Source organism: Streptomyces sp. NPDC104371 (assembly GCF_055583785.1).
The window spans coordinates 1-17,670 of record NZ_JBVJNF010000017.1 but is presented as its reverse complement, the minus strand read 5'-3'; the positions used below and the strand labels follow the sequence as shown (position 1 = coordinate 17,670).

Below are 17,670 nucleotides of genomic sequence, written 5' to 3'. Positions count from 1 at the left end.
GTACCTCACCGATCGATCACAACCCGATACGCGCCCTGGGGCATGCACCCTGGCAGACAAGGGCTACCTCGGTGCGGGCATCGGCATCCGCATCCCGGTCCGCCGCCCGAAGGGCAAATCCGAACGGGCACTTCACGCCGATACCCGCACCAAGAACATGCTGATCAGAGACCTGCGTGCACTTGGCGAGCGGACCGCCGCCGAACTGAAGGAACGTTGGCGTGCGCTCAAGCACGTCACACTCAGCCCGAGCCGGATCGGCGACATCGCCCGCGCCGCCCTCGTCCTCGACGGCCATTGGAAATGATCTTTACTGCACATTCTCAGTGCCTGGCCGAGCTCCCTGCGGCCCTGCCTCTGATGGGGCGCTCACCAGTCCCAGGAGGCTTCCTCGAAGGTGTCGGGGTCGGTGACCCAGCCCGCGTTGAGGACGAGTCGGGAGGTGCGGTGCAGGGCGAGAAACCCGAACGGTCGGTCGAAGCAGGCGCCGATCTCGCGGGCCCGGAAGGGGTAGCGCGGGACGCCACCGGCCACCGCACCAAAGGCGGTGACGGCCGCGGAGCGGAAGCCGCGCGCGCCGAACGTCGCCGTCATCGCCTGTGCGGCGGCCTGGACGGCAAGTGGCTTGGCGCTGATGCCGGGAAAGTGGCCTCTTGAGGCGTCCGTCGCCGTGCGCAGGCCGAACAGGTCGGGGGGGTCGAGCAGGTCGTGCCGGGCTGTGATGGTGAACGGCACGGTGGACACGTGGAGCGTGGGTTCGCCGTCGACACTGGGGACGCGAGTCACGCACAGCCCGGGGCCCGGGGTGCCGTAGGGGAGGTGATCGCCGGGGACCATGGCCCGGCGGTTGTGGAGTGTGCCCACGGCGGCAGTCAGTACCTGGCCTGCCGTTGCCTCAGGTGTTCCGAGGTACAGGTGGACGTCGATGCCGTGGGTGCCGATGACTTGGAGTTCGGTGAGGGGGCCGGTTGCCGTGTCCGCGATGCCGACTCGGTTCAGGAGACCGGTGGTTCGGTGCAGGCCGGCCAGGTCCCTGTCCCGCCAGGGCCCTGCCGCGGCTTCCATACCGCCTGAGGTGAAGGGCCGGATCCAGTCGGTGCGGAGGGTCAGGGCGCTGGCCAGCACCAGCAGAGTCCCATCGTTCACCGTGACCGGCATCGCGTCGATCTGCCCGTCCGTGCACTTGGCCGCCCAGGCGTCGAGGTGCAACTGGTCGTTGTCGGGGGCGCCGGTGAGCTGCCCGTGCACGTCGGCGGGCAGTTGGTCCAGCCAGGCCGGTTCGACGGGCAGGGCGCCACGGGTCCACAGTCCCAGGGCCGTGCTCAGGCCACGCGTCGCTCCGAGCGTGGAGAGCAGGTCTCGGGCTGCCGTTGCGGCGCCGTGCGCCGGAATGCCGAGTGCATCCGAGAGTTCCTGCCGGGCGGGACCTGCGGCTCCGTCGGCGAGGAAACCGAGCAACGGCCACACCCCGGCTGCGGCGAGAACCGTGCCCTTCTGGGGCAGAGTCGCGGCCCAACGTGCGGTCAGTCCGTTGATGGCTTCGACTGTGCCGTGACTGGCCATACTTGCCCTTTCGCTGCTCCCGGATCCTCGCGAGAGTAGAGCCGGACGTGCCGACTGGCGAGCGAATTGAACGTCGCGGTCACTGAGAAATCCTCGGTGGGGAGGGTGGGGAGCGAAGATCAGGTCTTGATCGCCTGCGGGTAGGCTCAAGCGATGACCGGTGACTGGCGGATGGACCGGATCGGAGCCGCCCTGCGGGGCGAGAACCCGACCGTGCTGCGGCGGCTTGAGTCGGGCTTCGCGGTGATCGGCGACGTTCAGTTTCTGCCCGGGTACTCAGTCCTCCTCACGGACGACCCGGATGTTCAACGGCTGTCTGACCTGCCCAGGACCAAGCGGCTGTCATTTCTGTCCGACATGGACCAACTCGGAGAAGCGGTTGAACGGGCCTGCCGACGGCTGGACTCCGACTTCCGCCGCGTCAACCTGGAGATCCTCGGCAACACGGACCCCTTCTTGCACGCCCACGTCTGGCCGCGGTTCGAGTGGGAGCCGGCCGAGCTGGTGGGCAAACCGGTATGGCTGTATCCGCGCGAGCGGTGGAATGACGAGAGATTCAAGCTCGGCCCCCAACACGACGAGCTGCGGGACGCGATCGGCAGCGAACTGGACCGGCTGCGCTCGACGGCCTGATGGCGTAGGCCCGCGTCGGCGTACCGCCTGAAGTACAGAGTTACGCGCCGTCAGAAGCGCACGGGGCAGTTAGAGCGTCCGCCAGTAGGCGATCGTTCAGACGCCTCCAGATCTTGCGTAAGCGTCAGGTAGCGGCTGCTGCGGTGGCGGCGTCATAGACGGCGCGGGCAGTGGTGATGTCGGCTCGATGGCGTTCTGCCCAGCCGACGAGCCCGCTGAGGGTTGCGTGGAGTTCGCGGGCCATGGGTGTGAGGCTGTATTCCACCTTGGGCGGCACCGTGGGGTAGACGGTCCGAACGAGCAAGCCGTCGCGTTCCAGCTTGCGCAGGTTCAGGGTGAGCATGCGTCGGCTGATGCCTGTGATGGTGCGTTCCAACTCGGTGAACCGGACTGGTCCGTGTGCTGCGGCGACGAGGATTCCGATGCTCCACTTGCCCGCGACGTGGTCGAGGACCTCGGTGATCGGGCATGCCTCGTTGCTGACCTGGTCGGACACATCGGTGTGACTGCGGGACATGAAAGTGCCTCCTTCCGCTGCGCGTCATGGTTACAGAGTATGGCCGCTGTAACAAGTCGTGCACCATTGGAAGGGGTTCCCGTGCGGAGAACCAACTCATCAGCAGATACATCACGTTGGTCGGCACTGGCCGTGCTCTGTGCCGGGCAGTTGATGGTCATCCTCGACGGGACCATCGTGAGTGTGGCACTGCCGTCCATCCAGCACAGCCTCGGGTTCTCCTCGTCCAGCCTGGCCTGGGTGGTCAACGCCTACCTGGTTCCCTTCGGCGGCCTGCTGCTGCTTGCCGGACGGCTCGGCGACCTCATCGGGCGCAAGCGCGTCTTCATCGCGGGCCTGGGCATCTTCACTGCTGCCTCGCTGCTGTGCGGTGTGTCCCAGGGCCCGGCGATGCTGCTCGCCTCCCGGTTCGTCCAGGGCGTCGGCGGCGCGGTGACCTCAGCGGTCACGCTCGGCATGGTCGTGACCCTGTTCCCGCAGCCGAAAGAGCGGGCCAAGGCCATCGGCGTCTACAGTTTCGTCCAGTCCGCCGGGGGCTCGATGGGCCTCCTCGCCGGCGGCGCCTTGACACAGACCATCAGCTGGCACTGGATCTTCTTCGTCAACGTCCCGATCGGCATCGTGGCCGTGTTGACGACTTGTCGCGTGCTCGCGTCCGAGCAGGGTGTCGGCCTCGGCAAGGGGACCGACGTGCTGGGCGCACTACTGGTCACCTCCGCGCTGATGCTCGGCGCCTACACGATCGTCGAGACCACCGACTACGGCTGGGCCTCGGCACACACGCTGAGCTTCGGCGCCGTGGCACTGGCTCTGCTTGTGGCGTTCGTCGCCCGCCAGGCGAAGGCGACCTATCCGCTGCTGCCGCTGCGTGTGTTCCGCTCACGCGACGTCTCGGGAGCGATGGGCATCCAGGCCCTCATGGTCGCCGGGATGTTCAGCTTCCAGTTCCTGTGCGTCCTCTACCTGCAGAAGGTGCTCGGCTTCGACGAGATACACACCGGCCTCGGCATCTTCCCGGTCTCGGTCGCGATCGGTGCGCTGTCCCTCGGTCACTCGCCCAAGATCATCGCGCGCTTTGGTTCCCGCGCCGTACTCCTTCCAGGACTCACGCTGATTGCGGCAGGTCTCGCCGCGCTCGGCCGCATACCGGCCGACGGAAGCTATGCCGTGGATGTCCTGCCCGCGCTGCTGCCGCTCGGCATCGGTTTTGGCCTCGCGATGCCGGCTCTGGCCACACTCGCGATGTCGGCGGCCACACCCGAGGACTCGGGGACCGCCTCCGGCATGTTCAACACCATGCAGCAGATCGGCGCCGCCTTCGGCCTCGCGGTCCTCAGCACGCTCGCCAACGCGCACACCGATGCGCTGCTGGGTGACGGGGTCAGCACCGCCTCGGCACTCACAGGCGGTTACCAGCTCGCCTTCCGCATCGGCGCGTGCCTCGTCGCCGTCTCTCTCCTCCTCGCCGCAGCCCTGCTGCGATCCCCCGCCCCAGCGCGACGTCCAGCGGTCGACGAGATGCCAGTCACCGAGAACGCCGCTCACTGACCAGACTGCGACGCCGCCCCGGGCCGGGAAGATTTCCGTGCTTGCAGGAGGACAGGTGGCTGTCGTGCCCTCGTTGATCACCGCCCCTATCCGTGAGGGGTGTCGCCGAGCAGGTCGTGTCCGCGACTCGCTCGTACCCCATCCGGACTCCAGGGCGACCGGCTCCCGCAGTGGATCAAAGCGGTCCGCGCCGACGGCCTGCCCGGTCTCCACGCCTTCGCCAACGGTCTCGAAGTCAACGGTCTCGAACGAGATCTCGCCGCCGTCACCACATCACGGCCGTCGCGCTTGCAGCGCCCGGCGGCCTGAAGCAGAGACTCAGACAGGGCGCGGGCCCGGTACAGGCGGGGAAGATCGAGATCGACGCCGGCCTAGATGAGCGAGGTCGACACAGCCGTGGCAGGAGCGTCCCGGGCCAGGCCGTCACCGGGCCACATGGCCCCGCGATCCGTTCCGCCTCGGCTCACACCACGCCCGACGCCCCGACTGCCCACCCTCCCCGCAGCGTTGGGTCAGTTGTCTTGCGCGTAGGAGGTGCGCGCGGGGACGTCCGAGAGGGGCTGCGAGACCATGCGGGTGGCGAAGCGCGGGGCGTCGGTGAGGCGGTTGATGTGTTCGGTGAGAAGGAAGGCAGTGGCCGCGGCGACGTCCAGTAGCGATCCCTGGGTCACCTGGTCACCTGGTCACCTGGTCACCCCCACGGCACCTCCACCGATCGGTGGTATCGCCACCCGAGCCGGGACCACCGCGGCGCGTGCGTGGCAAGCCGTACCCGGTATTCCTCCCAGTCCCGCCCGCCGACCGGCGACCATCCGATCTCCGCGAGGCCGGGCAGCCGCGGCAGCGTCATGTACTGCACCTCCTCGAACGTTGCCACCCGCTCCGTCCACAGCGCGGACTCGGCGCCGTGCACCTGGCTCTCGGCGACGCCGGGGATGTAGGTGGCCGGGTCCCAGGTGTAGCCGTCCTGGACGTCGGTGTAGCCGGCCCAGTCGTGCCCGTAGGGCGTGTCGGCGTCGTACTTCATGTCGAAGTACGCCTTCTTGCTGGGCGAGAGGACGAGCTTGGCGCCCTGTGCCAGCGCGCCCTGTGCCTTCGCGGCGTCGGCCCAGAACTGGACGACGGTGCTGGGAGCGATGTCGGCGAGGCCGACCTCCTCCCAGCCGACCATCCGCTTGCCGAGGCCGTGCACGGTCTGCTGGGCGCGGCCGATGAAGAAACGGTAGTCCTCGGGCTTGGTCACCAGCGCCTCGTCGCCGCCGATGTGCAGGTAGGGGCCGGGGGTGAGGTCGGCGAGTTCGCCGAGGACGTCGCCGATGAACCGGTAGGTGAGGTCCTTGTCGATGCACAGCGAGTTGGGGATGCCTGTCTCGCCTGTGTAGAGCGGCGGTGCTACGCCGTCGCAGGTGAGTTCGGCATAGCTGGCCTGGGCCGCGTTGACGTGGGCGGGCATGTCGATCTCGGGGATCACCATGATGTGGCGCTCCGCGGCGTGGCGGACGATGTCGGCGTACTCCCGTTGGGTGAAGTAGCCGCCGGGGCCGCCGCCGACCTCGGTGGAGCCGCCGTAGGTGGCCAGGCGGGGCCAGCTCTTGATCTCCAGGCGCCAGCCCTGGCTGTCACTGAGGTGCAGGTGAAGGCGGTTGATCTTGTACAGAGCGAGGATGTCGATGTAGCGCTTCACCTCGTCGGCGGTGAAGAAGTGCCGGGCCACGTCGAGCATGGCCCCGCGCCAGGGGAACCTCGGGGCGTCGTCGATGTGCAGCGGGGAGATGGTCCACGGACCGGCGTGCGGGGTGGCGGATTCCGCCGCGGCGGGAAGCAACTGGCGCAGGGTCTGCGTCGCGTGGAAGAGGCCGGCCGGCTCGGCGGCACGCAGGTGGACGCCGCCGTGGGTGACGTCGAGGCGGTATCCCTCGGCAGAGGGGGTCTCGTCGTCGTCGGCCAGGGTGATGGCCTGCGGGGCGGCACCGGAGGTGACCACCGGGACGGCATGACCGGTGGCCCGGCGCAGCCAGGCGGCCAGGTACTCGGCAGTGCGGCGGGCCTCGCGGGCCCGGTGGCGCACCACGACGGCGGTGTCGGCGGTGATCTCGAACGGCCGGCCGCCGGTCATCCGCAGCGAGCGGGGCTTGGGGATGAGCGCGGGCGCGGGCGGCGTGACGGGGGCGGTGCGGGCGGGGGCCGCGGCGGCGGTGGAGGTGAGGTGGGCGGCACCGGCGAGGCCGACGGCACCGGCGAGAAGGATGCTGCGGCGACGGGGGCTGTGCTGCATCGTTCATTCTCCTCTCAGGCCAGGGTGAGGTGGGGCTCGAGGGTCACCTCGAAGAGGCGGTCCCAGGGCAGTTCGATGCGGATGCCGGTGACGTCGGCGAGCTTGGCGGTGCGGGTGGTCGCGCCGCGGCGGCCGAGGAGGAGGTGGTGGCCGGCGAAGTGGTCGGTGAAGTACTGGCGGGTCACCGGGGCGAGGCGGTCCTGGACCCAGCCGTCGAAGAACGCTTTCTGCTCAGCCGTCAGGTTCATGGGGTTCCACCCCTTGGACGTGGCCTCCGCGTAGGCGGCCTTCTGGATGACGTTCTTCCAGGGGTCGTCCTTGACGAACCGGTAGAGCAGGTACTCCGCGTGCGCCCGGCCCGGCCCGGTCAGCGCCGGTATCCCCAGTCCGCTGGTCGAGCGGTGCAGGAACGCCCAGCGGGCGGTGGCATGGGCCAGTGCCAGACCAAGGGCGTTGCCACCGGTGTTCCAGCCGGAGTACGACAGCAGCGCGGCCAGGTCGACCCGCTGTTCCAACTCGGCCACCAGGTCGTGGTCGGCGCGGTTGACGAAGACCGGGTCCACCACGACGACCGACTCCCCGGCCGCCGTCAGTGCGGCAGCCCGGCGTGCGAAAGCGGCGAGGTCGGCCGCCCGCTGACTCCCGCTCGCCGAAGGGGTGTTGACCATGAGCACCAGGTCGGCACGGCCGTTGACGACGGTGCCGCCGACGGACTTCACGTGTCGGCGGATGTTCTCCGCGAACGGGATGCCCTCCAGGTCCGCCGTCCACTGCTCGCCGGAGATCCCGGCGTACTCCACCCGGTAGGCGGGCGCGGTCCCTGCGGCGATCAGCCGGGCGACCAGCAGCGCGTCCACCTCGTCCGCGCCGGGGAAGATCTCGACCCGCCGACCGACCCCCAACTGCTCGACCAACTGCTCGAGCTCGACGCGTTCGGCTCGGGCCAGGCCCACCGGGGCAGTGTCGTCCTCGGAGAGCACCAGATGGCTGATGGTGCCGTCGGCGACCCACTCGACCATCTGACGGTTGACCTGATGGTTGCGGGCCCGCGCCGTCAGGTAGTCGTCGACCACCGCGTCCGGGATGGTGGCCCGGACAGCCTCGAGCCGGGGCCGCAGCTCTTCCTGGCCGAGGTTCTCCACCTGGTCGTACAGCTTGGCCCACTCGACCAGCGGAGCCACGTACTGTTCGAGGTCGGGATCGCCGGGAGTCAGCGCGAGGCGCTGGATGGTGTCGTGGACCACGATCTGCGCGTCGGGCCGGGCGGCCCGCAGCGCCTGGATCGCCGCGACGTTGGCCCGCGCCGACTCGAGGGTGGGCGTGCCGGTGCGTGAGGCGATCAGGCCGCCGTAGGCGAGCATGCTCACCGAGATCACGTACGCGTCGGCACCGACCGAGCCCAGCCAGCGGGCGACGGCCGCGCCGTCCCCGGGCTGGAAGAACCGGCCGAGCGCCTTGCGCGGCGGCAGTACGAGGTCGACACCGGCGACGGCGGCGGTCATGGTCGGGCAGTAGACGTTGACAGGCCGGTCGTCGAGAGGAACGAGGGCGATCCGGCGGCTCGGACGTGGGGCCGCGGTGGCGGCCTGCGGGGTGAGGCCCAGCAACGGGGCGGCCAGGACGGCCGCTCCGGCGGTGAGGACTGCGCGTCTTCTCATCAGGGGTGCTCTCCGTTCGCGTCGGCGTGCGCGTGAACTGTCCGGACCAGCTCCCTGGTCAGGTACAGGGGTGAGGTGATGGCGTTGCCCACCACCACGGCGTGTGCCCCGGCGGCATAGGCGCGTCGCAGGTCGTCCGGGGTGCGGTAGCGGCCCTCGGCGAAGACCGGCACGGCCAGCCGCGTGGCCAGGCGTTCCAGCAGGCCGAGGTCGGGCCCCGGGGTCTTCGGGGAGTGCGGGGTGTAGCCGGAGAGCGTGGTGGCGACGGCGTCGGCGCCTGCGTCGACGGCGGCGTGTCCCTCCGCCTCGGTGGACACGTCCGCCAGGACGAGGGCGCCGACGGCGTGCACGGCGGCGACGACGGCCTGGAACGGCGTGGGCCGCGGCCGGTCGGTGGCGTCGATGGCGACCAGGTGCGCCCCCGCCTGCGCAACGGCTCGGGCGTGCCTGCTGGTCGGTGTGATCGTCACCGGGCCGGGGCCGTCCTTCCACAGACCGATGACCGGCACGTCCACCGCCGCCCGCACGGCGGCGATGTGGTCGGGGGCGTTGGCGCGGATGCCGGCCGCGCCGCCGAGGACCGCGGCGGCGGCGACCCTCGCCTGCACGGATGCGTCGCGCATCGGGTCGGCGGGTTCGTCCGGCAGCGGCTGGCAGGAGACCACCAGGCCGCCGCGGAGGGTGTCGAGAACGTTCACTGGGGCTCCGTCTCGGTGGTGTACGGGAAGGTGACCGACCGGGGCCGGCCGCTGGGATCGACCGGCTCGGGATCGGCCGACGGGCGCGTGGACCGCCGGGTCATCGCCGCCCTGGCCGCGCCGACGGCGACCGCTGCGGCACCGAGCGCGGCCGGAACCAGCGTCACGTCGGCGTGGAGGGGCAGCCGTTCGGCGGCGTAGGCACGGCGGGTGTGCGGCAGCAGGGCTCTGCCCGCACCGCCGGCCAGCACCACCGTCTGCGGGTCGAGCAGCGCCACCAGGCCGGCCAGCGTCCGGCCGAGGGCGTGTCCGGCGGTGGCGAGAACCTCCGCGGCGGCTGCGTCACCGGCGGAGCAGCGGGCGGCGACCTCACGGCCGGTGACGTCCGCCCCGGTGCGCAGCCGGTAGGCGCGGGCGAGCCCGGTGCCGGAGGCCACGCCCTCCAGGTGCCCGGTGCGCCCGCAGCCGCAGGTCAGCTCGTCGGCGTCCGGCGCCGGAAGATGAGCCATCTCTCCGGCGCCGCCGCGCGCCCCGTGGTCGACGGCGCCGCCGCGGACCAGGCCGCCGCCGAGGCCGGTGCCGACCGCGACCAGCAGCACATGCGCGTGACCGCGGGCGGCCCCGGCCCAACTCTCGCCGAGGGCGGCGGCGTTGACGTCGTTGTCCACCACGACGGGCCGGCCGATGCGCTGGGCCAGCGCCTCCGCCACCGGTGTGCCGGCCCAGCCGGGCAGGGAGTCGGTGGCATACCGGACGACGCCGGTGGCCGGGTCGATGACGCCCGCGGCGCCGACGCCGACCGGACCGGTGCCGCCGAGGCGCCGGGCCAGGTCGGCGGCGGTCCGCAGCACCGCGTCCGGGCCCTGCGCGGCCGGGGTGTCGGCTCGCGCCTGGTCGAGCACGGCGCCGTCGGGTCCGACGAGGGCGGCCAGCGTTTTGGTGCCGCCGATGTCGATGCCGAGTGTGGCGTTCACTTCAGCCCCGTATGGGCGAGGCCCTCGATGAACTGCTTCTGGGCGACGACGAACACGACCAGCACGGGGATCGCGGTCAGCGACGCCGCGGCGAGCTGGACGTTCCACATGGGCCCGCCGTAGGCGTCCATGTACTGGGTGAGTGCCTGCGGCAGGGTGAACTTCTCCGGCGAGGAGAGGTAGACCACCGGTTCCAGGTAGAGGTTCCAACTCTGCAGGAAGGTGAAGATCCCGACGGCGCCGAGCGCCGGTCTGGCCAGCGGCAGGGCGATCCGCCAGAACGTGCCGAAGTAGCCGATGCCGTCGATCCGGGCGGCCTCCTCCAGTTCATGGGGCAGGCTGATGAAGAACTGCCGCATGATGAACGTGGCCAGGACGCTCGGCGCGCCGAAGATCGGTACCAGGATCAGCGGCCAGTGGGTGTTGATCAGGCCGAGGTCGTTGAACATCTGGAAGAGCGGGACGATGGTGACCTCGCTCGGGATGAGCAGGCCCACCAGCACCACCAGGAACAGCACGTTCTGGCCGCGGAACCTGATACGGGCGAAGGCGTACCCGGCGAGCGAGGACACGATCATCGTCCCCACCGTCACCAGCGCGGCGATGTAGACGCTGTTGACGTACTGCCGGACGAACGGGCGCCCCTCGAAGACCTCCCGGTAGGCCGAGACCGTCGGGTTGGTCGGCAGGAGCTGCGGCGGGTAGGCGAAGATGTCGCCGACGGGTTTGAACGACGACGTCACCATCCACCAGGTCGGGAAGACGAAGGGGATCGCGAGCACGCAGAGCAGGCCGTACAGGGCGACTCGGGCGCGCAGCGGGACTTTACGATTCATAGAAGACCCACCTCTTGCGCAACTGCCACTGGAGCACGGTGAGCGCCAGCACGATCAGCAGCAGCAGGATGGACAAGGTCGCGCCGTAGCCGAAGTGATGGAACTGGAAGGCCTGCTGGTAGAGGTAGTAGACGAGCACGGTGGTGGACAGCTTCGGGCCGCCCTGCGTGAGCACCGCGATCTGCGCGAACACCTGGAGCGAGCCCACGATGGTGATCACCGACGTCAGCAGGATCGTCGGGCTGATCAGCGGCAGGGTGATGGACCGGAACCGGGTCCACGCGCCCGCACCGTCGACCCGTGCCGCCTCGTACAGCTCCCTGGGCACGCCCTGGAGCGCGGCCAGGAACAGCACCATGTTCAGACCGACGTTCTTGAACACCTGCACGACGACGACCGAGAACATGGCGGAGCCCTCGCCGCGCAGCCAGTTGGGTCCGTCGACGCCGACGGTGCGCAGCAGTCCGTTGATGCCGCCGTCGGCCTGGAGCAGGAAGCCCCACACGATGGTCCAGGCGACCAGCGACACCACGACGGGAGAGAAGAACAGCGTGCGGAACACCGTCATCCCGCGCAGCTTCTGGTTGAGCAGGACGGCGAGCAGGAGGGCCAGGCTGAGGTTGAGCACGACCAGGCCGGCCGAGAACAGGGCCGTGGATTTCAGCACCTGGGGCAGGTTGGCGTCGTCCAGCAGCTTGGTGTAGTTGTCGCCGCCGGTGTAGTGGAACTCGCCGGCCAGCACGTTCCACTCGTGCAGGCTGAACCGGACGACCAGGGCGATGGGCAGCAGCACGAACACGACGCTGCCGAGGAGTTGGGGGGAGACGAACGCGAGACCGGCGAGCTGGTCGCGTCGGCGCCGGGTCCAGAACGGACGTCGCGTCGGCTGCCCCGCGGGGACGGACCCGTCCTTGGGAGGGTCCGCCACCGCTGTTCGCGGGGAGACGGACATGGTCAGTTCTCCAGCAGCTGGGAGATGTTGCCGCACAGGTCGCCGAGAACGCCCTTGACGTCGGCGTTCGGCTGCCACAGCGGGTCCAGTCCGGCGCGGACCCGCTGGGCGAGTTCGGCCTGGCCGGTGTGGCCCGGCTTGACCACGCCGTTCTTGACGCCGTCGACGACCACGCTGTCGAGCTGGTCGTTCTTCAGCAGCGGGCTGGTCTTGGCCAGGTTCTCAGCGGTGAGCTGGGACGCCCGGGGCGGCGGGAAGTAGGCGGCGAGCTTGGCGGAGTTCTGCGGGTTGGTGAAGTAGGCGAGGAAGTCCTTGGCCTCCTTGGTGTGGCCGCCCTGCTTGACCACGCCGATGCCTGCCTGGCCGATCACCGAGTAGTCGCCGCTCGGCCCGGCCGGCAGCGGCACCAGGTCCCATGCGAACTTGGCGTTCTCCAGCAGCGACGCCCGGCTGATCTGGGTGATGGTCATCGCGGCGTCGCCGGTGAAGAAGTCGGAACTCTCGCCGGGGCCCGGCATCGCCTTGTCCTCGAAGATCCCCTTGTGCAGGGTGGTCATCGCGTCGACCATCGGCTTGCTGTCGAAGGTGCAGGTCTTGCCGTCGGCGCTCCAGGGCTCGGCCTTCCAGCCGCCCCAGAAGGCGGCCAGGTTGCTCCAGTCCTTGTATTCGAAGTCACGGATCACCATGCCGGCCTTGCCGGTGGAGCGGTGCACCGCGGAGCCCTCGGCGAGCACGGTCGGCCAGTCCCACTTGCCCGCCTTGACGAGCTCGTTCGGCGTCTTCTGGTGAGCCTTCTTCAGCAGGTCGCGGTTGACGAAGACGCCGAACGGCGAGGTGGAGAACGGGTACGCGTACAGCTTGTCGTCGCTCTTCCAGAGCTTGGTGGTGCTCGGGAGCAGGTCGTCGTACTGGTAACCGCTGGTCTGCTTCAGGGTGTCGTCGAGCGGCACCAGGGCCCCGGAGCCGACGAAGTCGGCCGCGTCCGTCTCGAAGACCCACGCGAGGTCGGGGGCGTTGCCGCCGGTCATCTGGGTGGTGAGTGCCGTGCTGTAGGTGTCGAACGGCAGCGGGTCGAACTTGATGTCCTTGATCTCGGGGTGGTTCTTCTTGTATGCGGCGGCGATCTCGTTGAAGAGCTCCAGGTGCGGCTTGTTGGACGTCCAGACCGTCATCCGCAGGGTCACCGGACCGCTGTCGTCCCCCGAGCCGCCTCCACCGCACGCGGCCAGTACAAGCGTTGCGGACATCGCAGCGGCGGCCGTGGCCAACCCTCTTCGTATCAACATGGTGTTCTCCCTCGGTGGTGCATGGAGGTCTGGTGCCGTGACCGGCAAGGTCTGCCCGGAAGGAGCGGCGCCTGGCGCATGCGATCGCAAGGCGCCGGAGCGTCCTCGGGCGGGGTCTCCCCTGCTCGAACGGAGTCGAGAGCGCGGGAAGGGCTACGTGGGCTTTCGGCCGACGCCGCGAGCAACGCGGTCTCCCCTGCTCGAGCGGAGCCGAGAGCCCGGGGAAGTACGGGCGGCGCGACGGGGCAGACGTTGCCGGGAGTGGCTAGGGGATGTCTGACACATGAGTGCGGGACGCCGCAGGCATGTGTCAGACACCTCCTAGTAGCCCGTGATGTCGGGCCAGCGCAGCTCGACGCCGGCCGCGGTGAGCTGGTCCTGGAAGGCCGAGAGCAGCTCGGGGGTCTCCCGGACCGCGCGGGGGCGGGTGCCGTGAGTGAGGCAGAAGGCGGCGAGCGCGCCGGCGGCCTCCCCGATGTTCCACTCGACCGGGTGGACCCGGTACGCGCCGTTGGTGATGTGGGTGGTGCCGATGTTCTTGCCGGCAGGCAGGAGGTTCTCGACCCTCTGCGGGAGAAGCGCGCCCAGCGGGATCTCGAACGGGCTGCAGCCGACGTCGATGTAGGTGTCGCCACCCGTCGAGGGGTGCAGGTCGATCCGGTACATGCCGAGGCCGACCGAGTCGTCATACCGCACGGCGCCTCGCTCCCCGCGGACGGCGAGCGAGAGGTCCTGCTCGACGACGGTGTAGTCGGCCCTGATCCGGCGCGCCTCGCGGATGTACGGGGCCTGGGCCAGGCCGTCGGTGCCGCCGGTGATGTCGCCACGCAGCCGCAGTCCCGGGAATCCGGTGCCGCCGTCCGGGCGGGGCGCCTCGGTCTGCATCCAGTACAGGAAGGCGAAGCTCAGCTCCCTGGCCCGGCGCAGGTGGTCGGCGGCGTCGGGGACGTCGAGGACCGGGCCCTCGAGGTAGTCGATCATCGGCCAGTTGACCAGGGTGATGTCACTGGCGTAGGCGCCGTCGGTGAAGGTGCCTCGGGCGGCGATCCGGCGGAACGTCCACAGGTTGGCGTTGCCGGGATTGACCCGCTGGTCGGCGTTGACCGCCAGCGGGTCGTCGCCGGGGTTGGGGCTGAAGTCGTGCTTGACGAGCTCCAGCGTCCTGGGGTGCGGGTACTGCCAGGACAACAGGGGTCCGCCCCAGACGTCGGGCTGGTAGGACCGCCAGAAGTCGTAGTCCGCGGGCTTGTCGATGGTGTGGTCGCCGTCGACGTGGTCCATGGCGAAACACACCGATACGGCCTGCATGTTCAGCGGCTGGGCGACCTGTGGGGCGCTCGGCTCGCCGGTGTCGGCGGCGGACTCGAAGCCGGTGACGTACTCGGTGCCGGTGAGCGGCAGCAGTTCGCCGGTCTCGGTGGCGTCCAGCACGTAGGGGGCGGTGGCGTGGATCTTCTCGCCGGTGTCGCGGTGTGTCAGGGTCACCGCGGTCACCCGGTCGCCGTCGGTGTCGGCGGCGGTCGGCCGGTACGGTTGGAGGACGGTGAGCCGCCCGCTGGCGCGGTGGGGTGCGAGCATCGCCGAGATGACCGCCAGCGCGACCTGCGGTTCGTGGCAGAGCTTGCTCACCCAGCCCCCGCCGGGGTTCAGGTCGAGGCGGGCCCTGGCCCGTTCGGTGAGCGGGTAGTGCCTGCGGTAGTAGTCGCGAATGCCGTCGCGCAGGGCTCGGTAGCTGGCCGTGATGCCGAACTGCTCCACCCAGGAGTGCTCGTCCGGCGGCACTGCCTGGCTGGTGAGCTGCCCGCCGAGCCAGTCGAACTCCTCGGTCAGCACCACGGTCCGGCCGGCGCGGGCCGCGGCGAGCGCGGCGGCGACGCCGCCCAGCCCTCCGCCGACCACCAGCACATCGCTGTGTATCTCGGTCAAGAACGGTCCCTTCTCGGTTCGCCGAGGGTCTTCCCCTCGACGAAGTGGCACGGCAGAAGCCGCTGGAGCGTGGTGGTCGACTCGTCCTTCAGCAGGGCGGCGAGGAGTTCCACCGACTGCCAGCCCATCTCCCGACGCGGAATACGGAAGCCGGTGCACGCGATGTCGGTGTCCGCCGACTCGGCCGGTACGCCGGTCACCATGACCGACAGGTCACCGGGCACGTCGACGCCGCGTTCCCGGGCCGCCCGGATCAGCGCGACCCCGTCGTCGTGGCCCTCGACCACGGCGGAGGTCACCCCGGCAGCGAGCAGCGCGTCCAGGGTCTCCCCCGCGGACCGCCCGGCTGTCCGCTCGTGCCGGCCGGTCCCTCGGGTACCGGCGCGGAACCCGTTCATCCGGTCGTCGGCGGACTCCGCTCCCTCCCCCGCCCCGACGTAGGCGAACTCCCGGTGCCCGAGCTGCCGGGCCCGGTCGACCAACTCCCGGGTGGCGGCGACGTAGTCCGCACCCACGCAGGGCACCGGGCCACCTGCGTCGTCGCGTCGGCCGACTGCTACGAACGGGTAGTTCTCGCGGTTCAGCCGGGCCAGCTCGTCGTGCGGTATGTCCCGGCCGAGCAGGAGGCAGCCGTCGGCGATCCGCAGCCGGTTGTTCTCGTGGAACACCTTGCGGCGCCCGTCGGTGACCGGGGCGCTGGTGAACAGCAACAGGTCGCACCTGAGCTGCTCGGCGCACTCCTCGATGCCACGCAGGAACGGGTAGTAGAAGTCGGCGCTGGTGCTCGGGAACACCGACTCGTAGGTGAATACGCCGAGGATCTGGTTGTGCTGACGCACCATCCGGCGGGCCACCGGGTCGGCCGCGTACCCGGTCTCCCGGATCACGTCGAGGACGCGCTGCCGGGTCTCGGGGGCGATGCGGGTCGTTGCATCGGTCCTGTTGTTCAGCACGAGCGAGACCACCGCCTGGCTCACGCCGGCGAGGCGGGCGATGTCACGCTGCGTGATCCTTGACACGGGGGGATCCTCCGGAGGCTACTGAAGCCATCTTGATAATACGTATTATCAGAGCTGTTGATCAGTGACGCTACTCGCGCTGTTTCAGAGTGTCAACGGTCCCGAGGGGCCTTGTCGGGGATCTTGAAGCCGGTACATCGACGGGGCGCGCGGCAGCACGCCCGCGGAAACGAGCCGATGCATGACCTGTTCTCCACCGTTTCGGTGTCTCATGAAACAGACTGCAGGCAGGGACTCCCGAGTGTCAGAGGCGTGCGATTGGATGTGCGCGTGACCGTTCATGACATTGCTCGACAGCTCCCCGAGATAGCTGTCCTCCGAGATCACTGTCGCTCCATGGCCATGGTGGAGGCAGTCCTCAGTCCTGACTGGGCCGATCGCTACTACTCCTTCGATGTCCGTTGGTCTGAGACAGAGTCGATGGCCTCGATGCGCAACGGGTCGGGTGACGAGTACTCGATCGTCTTCTCAGCAGCTGGCGCCTATGTCCGCGGATTCGCTCACGAATCGCCTATGAGTCCCTATGCGGCAGACGGGCCATGGCCCGGTGTACTCGATGAAGTTCCCAGCGTCTTCCAGTCGTGTGTCGAGGAACCTGCCTTCTCTGACGAGGACGGGATGCCGGTCGTCACGACGTGCATGTGGAGACGGCCGGAGGACGATGCATGGAAGACCGGGGTGATCGACTTTCCCGCGGACATGGTGGGAGACCCGGACGGCGCCGGGTACTTGTTCCAGTTGCTGGTGGACCGCTCGGCGGAGGCGTTTCAGCGGTGGGCCGAGGACTACCACGAGGCTCCGGTCGACTTGGAGGCCGTTCGTCATGTCTTTGACTCGCGTCCGCTGACCGACACAATCGTCAGCGCGTTGAACTCTGAGATCGCCCTGGCCGACCTTGAAAAGGACATATCCGAGGCGACGCTCTCTGCCGCACTGTTTGCACCTCACCGAGACCTGCGAGCCGGACCGCCCGAACTTGATCACGCACGTCGCCACCACCGACTCCACCGTCCAGGACGTGCGGCTGGTCGCCCCGATCCACGCTCATCTCGCTGAGCGCGCCCTGCTGCCAGACCGGCACCTGGTCGACGCGGGCTACGCGACGGCCCGCGAAGTGGTCACCGCCCGCCGGGACCACGGTGTTGGCCTGGTGGGGCCGATCCTTGCGTCGACCAGCTGGCAGACCAAGGACGGCGGCGGCTTCTCGCAGGCCGACTTCACCATCGACTGGGACAGCCAGCAGGTGACCTGCCATCACCACCAGCAACTGGCGGGAAGACCGCTCCCAGTACGGGGCGGCAGGGGTCCGGGCACGGTTCCCGACGGCTGCCTGCCGGCCCTGCAAGGCGCGAGAGCAGTGCACCCGTTCCAACAACAAGTCGGACATGGGCCGCCGGATCACCCTCCGCCCGCAGGCGGAGCAGGAGGTGATCCAGCAGGCACGGGCCCAGAAAGACACCCCGGAGTGGAAGGAGCAGTACGCACACCGGGCCGATGTCGAAGGCACGATCTCCCAGGGAGTACGAGCCTTCGGCCTGCGGCGATGCCGGTATCACGGCCTGCCCAAGGCCCGGCTGCAACACCAACTCACCGCGACCGCGATGAACTTCCACCGCCTCAATGCATGGTGGACCGACACCCCAAAAGCCCGGGCCCGCACATCCCATCTTGCAGCTCTCCGGCCTGCCCATTAGAGGTCCTAACAAAGGCGTCGGACGTGGCGGTAGGTGATCAGGCAGGTCGCGAGGCCGAGGAAGGCTTCGTGGATGTCGTCGCGTCGCTCCC

15 protein-coding genes and 2 pseudogenes are annotated in these 17,670 nt (G+C 69.5%); 5 read left to right on the top strand and 12 right to left on the bottom strand.

The features are described from left to right. Positions 1-37 precede the first annotated feature (37 nt). Positions 38-307, top strand: a pseudogene (locus ACZ60T_RS32535) (transposase family protein); the annotation flags it as partial. Positions 308-369: 62 nt separating this feature from the next. Here ACZ60T_RS32535 and ACZ60T_RS32530 read toward each other — a convergent pair. After that, on the bottom strand, positions 370-1,563 hold the full coding sequence (locus ACZ60T_RS32530) for a serpin family protein (RefSeq protein WP_469669228.1): 1,194 nt from the start codon (positions 1,561-1,563) through the stop codon (positions 370-372). Between the two features lie 153 nt (positions 1,564-1,716). Here ACZ60T_RS32530 and ACZ60T_RS32525 point away from each other — a divergent pair, with 153 nt between their 5' ends. Next, complete coding sequence (locus ACZ60T_RS32525) at positions 1,717-2,196, top strand: HIT family protein (protein ID WP_469669227.1); 480 nt, start codon at positions 1,717-1,719, stop codon at positions 2,194-2,196. A gap of 124 nt (positions 2,197-2,320) precedes the next feature. Here the strand turns inward: ACZ60T_RS32525 and ACZ60T_RS32520 are convergent, their stop codons facing one another. Next, on the bottom strand, positions 2,321-2,713 hold the full coding sequence (locus ACZ60T_RS32520) for a winged helix-turn-helix transcriptional regulator (protein ID WP_469669226.1): 393 nt from the start codon (positions 2,711-2,713) through the stop codon (positions 2,321-2,323). A gap of 153 nt (positions 2,714-2,866) precedes the next feature. Between ACZ60T_RS32520 and ACZ60T_RS32515 the strand changes: the two genes are divergently transcribed. Further along, positions 2,867-4,261 (top strand): MFS transporter, encoded by a 1,395-nt coding sequence (locus ACZ60T_RS32515; RefSeq protein ID WP_469669260.1) that lies wholly within the window; start codon positions 2,867-2,869, stop codon positions 4,259-4,261. A 512-nt stretch (positions 4,262-4,773) separates the two neighbouring features. Here the strand turns inward: ACZ60T_RS32515 and ACZ60T_RS32510 are convergent. The 10 genes from ACZ60T_RS32510 to ACZ60T_RS32465 form a co-directional block, all read right to left on the bottom strand. Next, positions 4,774-4,932: a hypothetical protein gene (locus ACZ60T_RS32510; RefSeq protein WP_469669225.1), complete on the bottom strand. Its 159-nt coding sequence runs from the start codon at positions 4,930-4,932 to the stop codon at positions 4,774-4,776. Between the two features lie 20 nt (positions 4,933-4,952). Next, positions 4,953-6,536, bottom strand: coding sequence for a beta-N-acetylhexosaminidase (locus ACZ60T_RS32505; RefSeq protein WP_469669224.1), 1,584 nt, complete (start codon positions 6,534-6,536; stop codon positions 4,953-4,955). Positions 6,537-6,550: 14 nt separating this feature from the next. Continuing rightward, positions 6,551-8,194, bottom strand: a complete 1,644-nt coding sequence (locus ACZ60T_RS32500) for a DUF4127 family protein (RefSeq protein ID WP_469669223.1) — start codon at positions 8,192-8,194, stop codon at positions 6,551-6,553. Next, positions 8,194-8,892, bottom strand: a complete 699-nt coding sequence (locus tag ACZ60T_RS32495; RefSeq protein WP_469669222.1) for an N-acetylmannosamine-6-phosphate 2-epimerase — start codon at positions 8,890-8,892, stop codon at positions 8,194-8,196. The genes ACZ60T_RS32500 and ACZ60T_RS32495 overlap by 1 nt, the downstream gene beginning before the upstream one ends. After that, positions 8,889-9,866, bottom strand: a complete 978-nt coding sequence (locus ACZ60T_RS32490; RefSeq protein ID WP_469669221.1) for an ROK family protein — start codon at positions 9,864-9,866, stop codon at positions 8,889-8,891. Before ACZ60T_RS32490 ends, ACZ60T_RS32495 begins: the two co-directional genes overlap by 4 nt. Next, entirely contained in the window at positions 9,863-10,702 is an 840-nt protein-coding gene (locus ACZ60T_RS32485; protein ID WP_469669220.1) for a carbohydrate ABC transporter permease, read from the bottom strand. The genes ACZ60T_RS32490 and ACZ60T_RS32485 overlap by 4 nt, the downstream gene beginning before the upstream one ends. After that, positions 10,692-11,654: a carbohydrate ABC transporter permease gene (locus ACZ60T_RS32480; RefSeq protein ID WP_365634324.1), complete on the bottom strand. Its 963-nt coding sequence runs from the start codon at positions 11,652-11,654 to the stop codon at positions 10,692-10,694. Before ACZ60T_RS32480 ends, ACZ60T_RS32485 begins: the two co-directional genes overlap by 11 nt. Before the next feature lie 2 nt (positions 11,655-11,656). Continuing rightward, on the bottom strand, positions 11,657-12,940 hold the full coding sequence (locus tag ACZ60T_RS32475) for an ABC transporter substrate-binding protein (protein ID WP_469669219.1): 1,284 nt from the start codon (positions 12,938-12,940) through the stop codon (positions 11,657-11,659). A gap of 321 nt (positions 12,941-13,261) precedes the next feature. Then, positions 13,262-14,857 (bottom strand): FAD-dependent oxidoreductase, encoded by a 1,596-nt coding sequence (locus ACZ60T_RS32470; protein ID WP_469669259.1) that lies wholly within the window; start codon positions 14,855-14,857, stop codon positions 13,262-13,264. A gap of 5 nt (positions 14,858-14,862) precedes the next feature. Further along, positions 14,863-15,885: a LacI family DNA-binding transcriptional regulator gene (locus ACZ60T_RS32465; protein ID WP_469669218.1), complete on the bottom strand. Its 1,023-nt coding sequence runs from the start codon at positions 15,883-15,885 to the stop codon at positions 14,863-14,865. 270 nt (positions 15,886-16,155) lie between these two features. On the opposite strand from ACZ60T_RS32465, the pseudogene ACZ60T_RS32460 reads away from it, so the two are divergent. Both ACZ60T_RS32460 and ACZ60T_RS32455 read left to right on the top strand, forming a co-directional pair. Continuing rightward, positions 16,156-16,800 (top strand): annotated as a pseudogene (locus ACZ60T_RS32460) (hypothetical protein); the annotation flags it as partial. Between the two features lie 338 nt (positions 16,801-17,138). Further along, a complete protein-coding gene (locus ACZ60T_RS32455; protein WP_469669258.1) occupies positions 17,139-17,579 on the top strand; it encodes a transposase in 441 nt (146 codons plus the stop codon). The last annotated feature ends 91 nt before the right edge of the window (positions 17,580-17,670 follow it).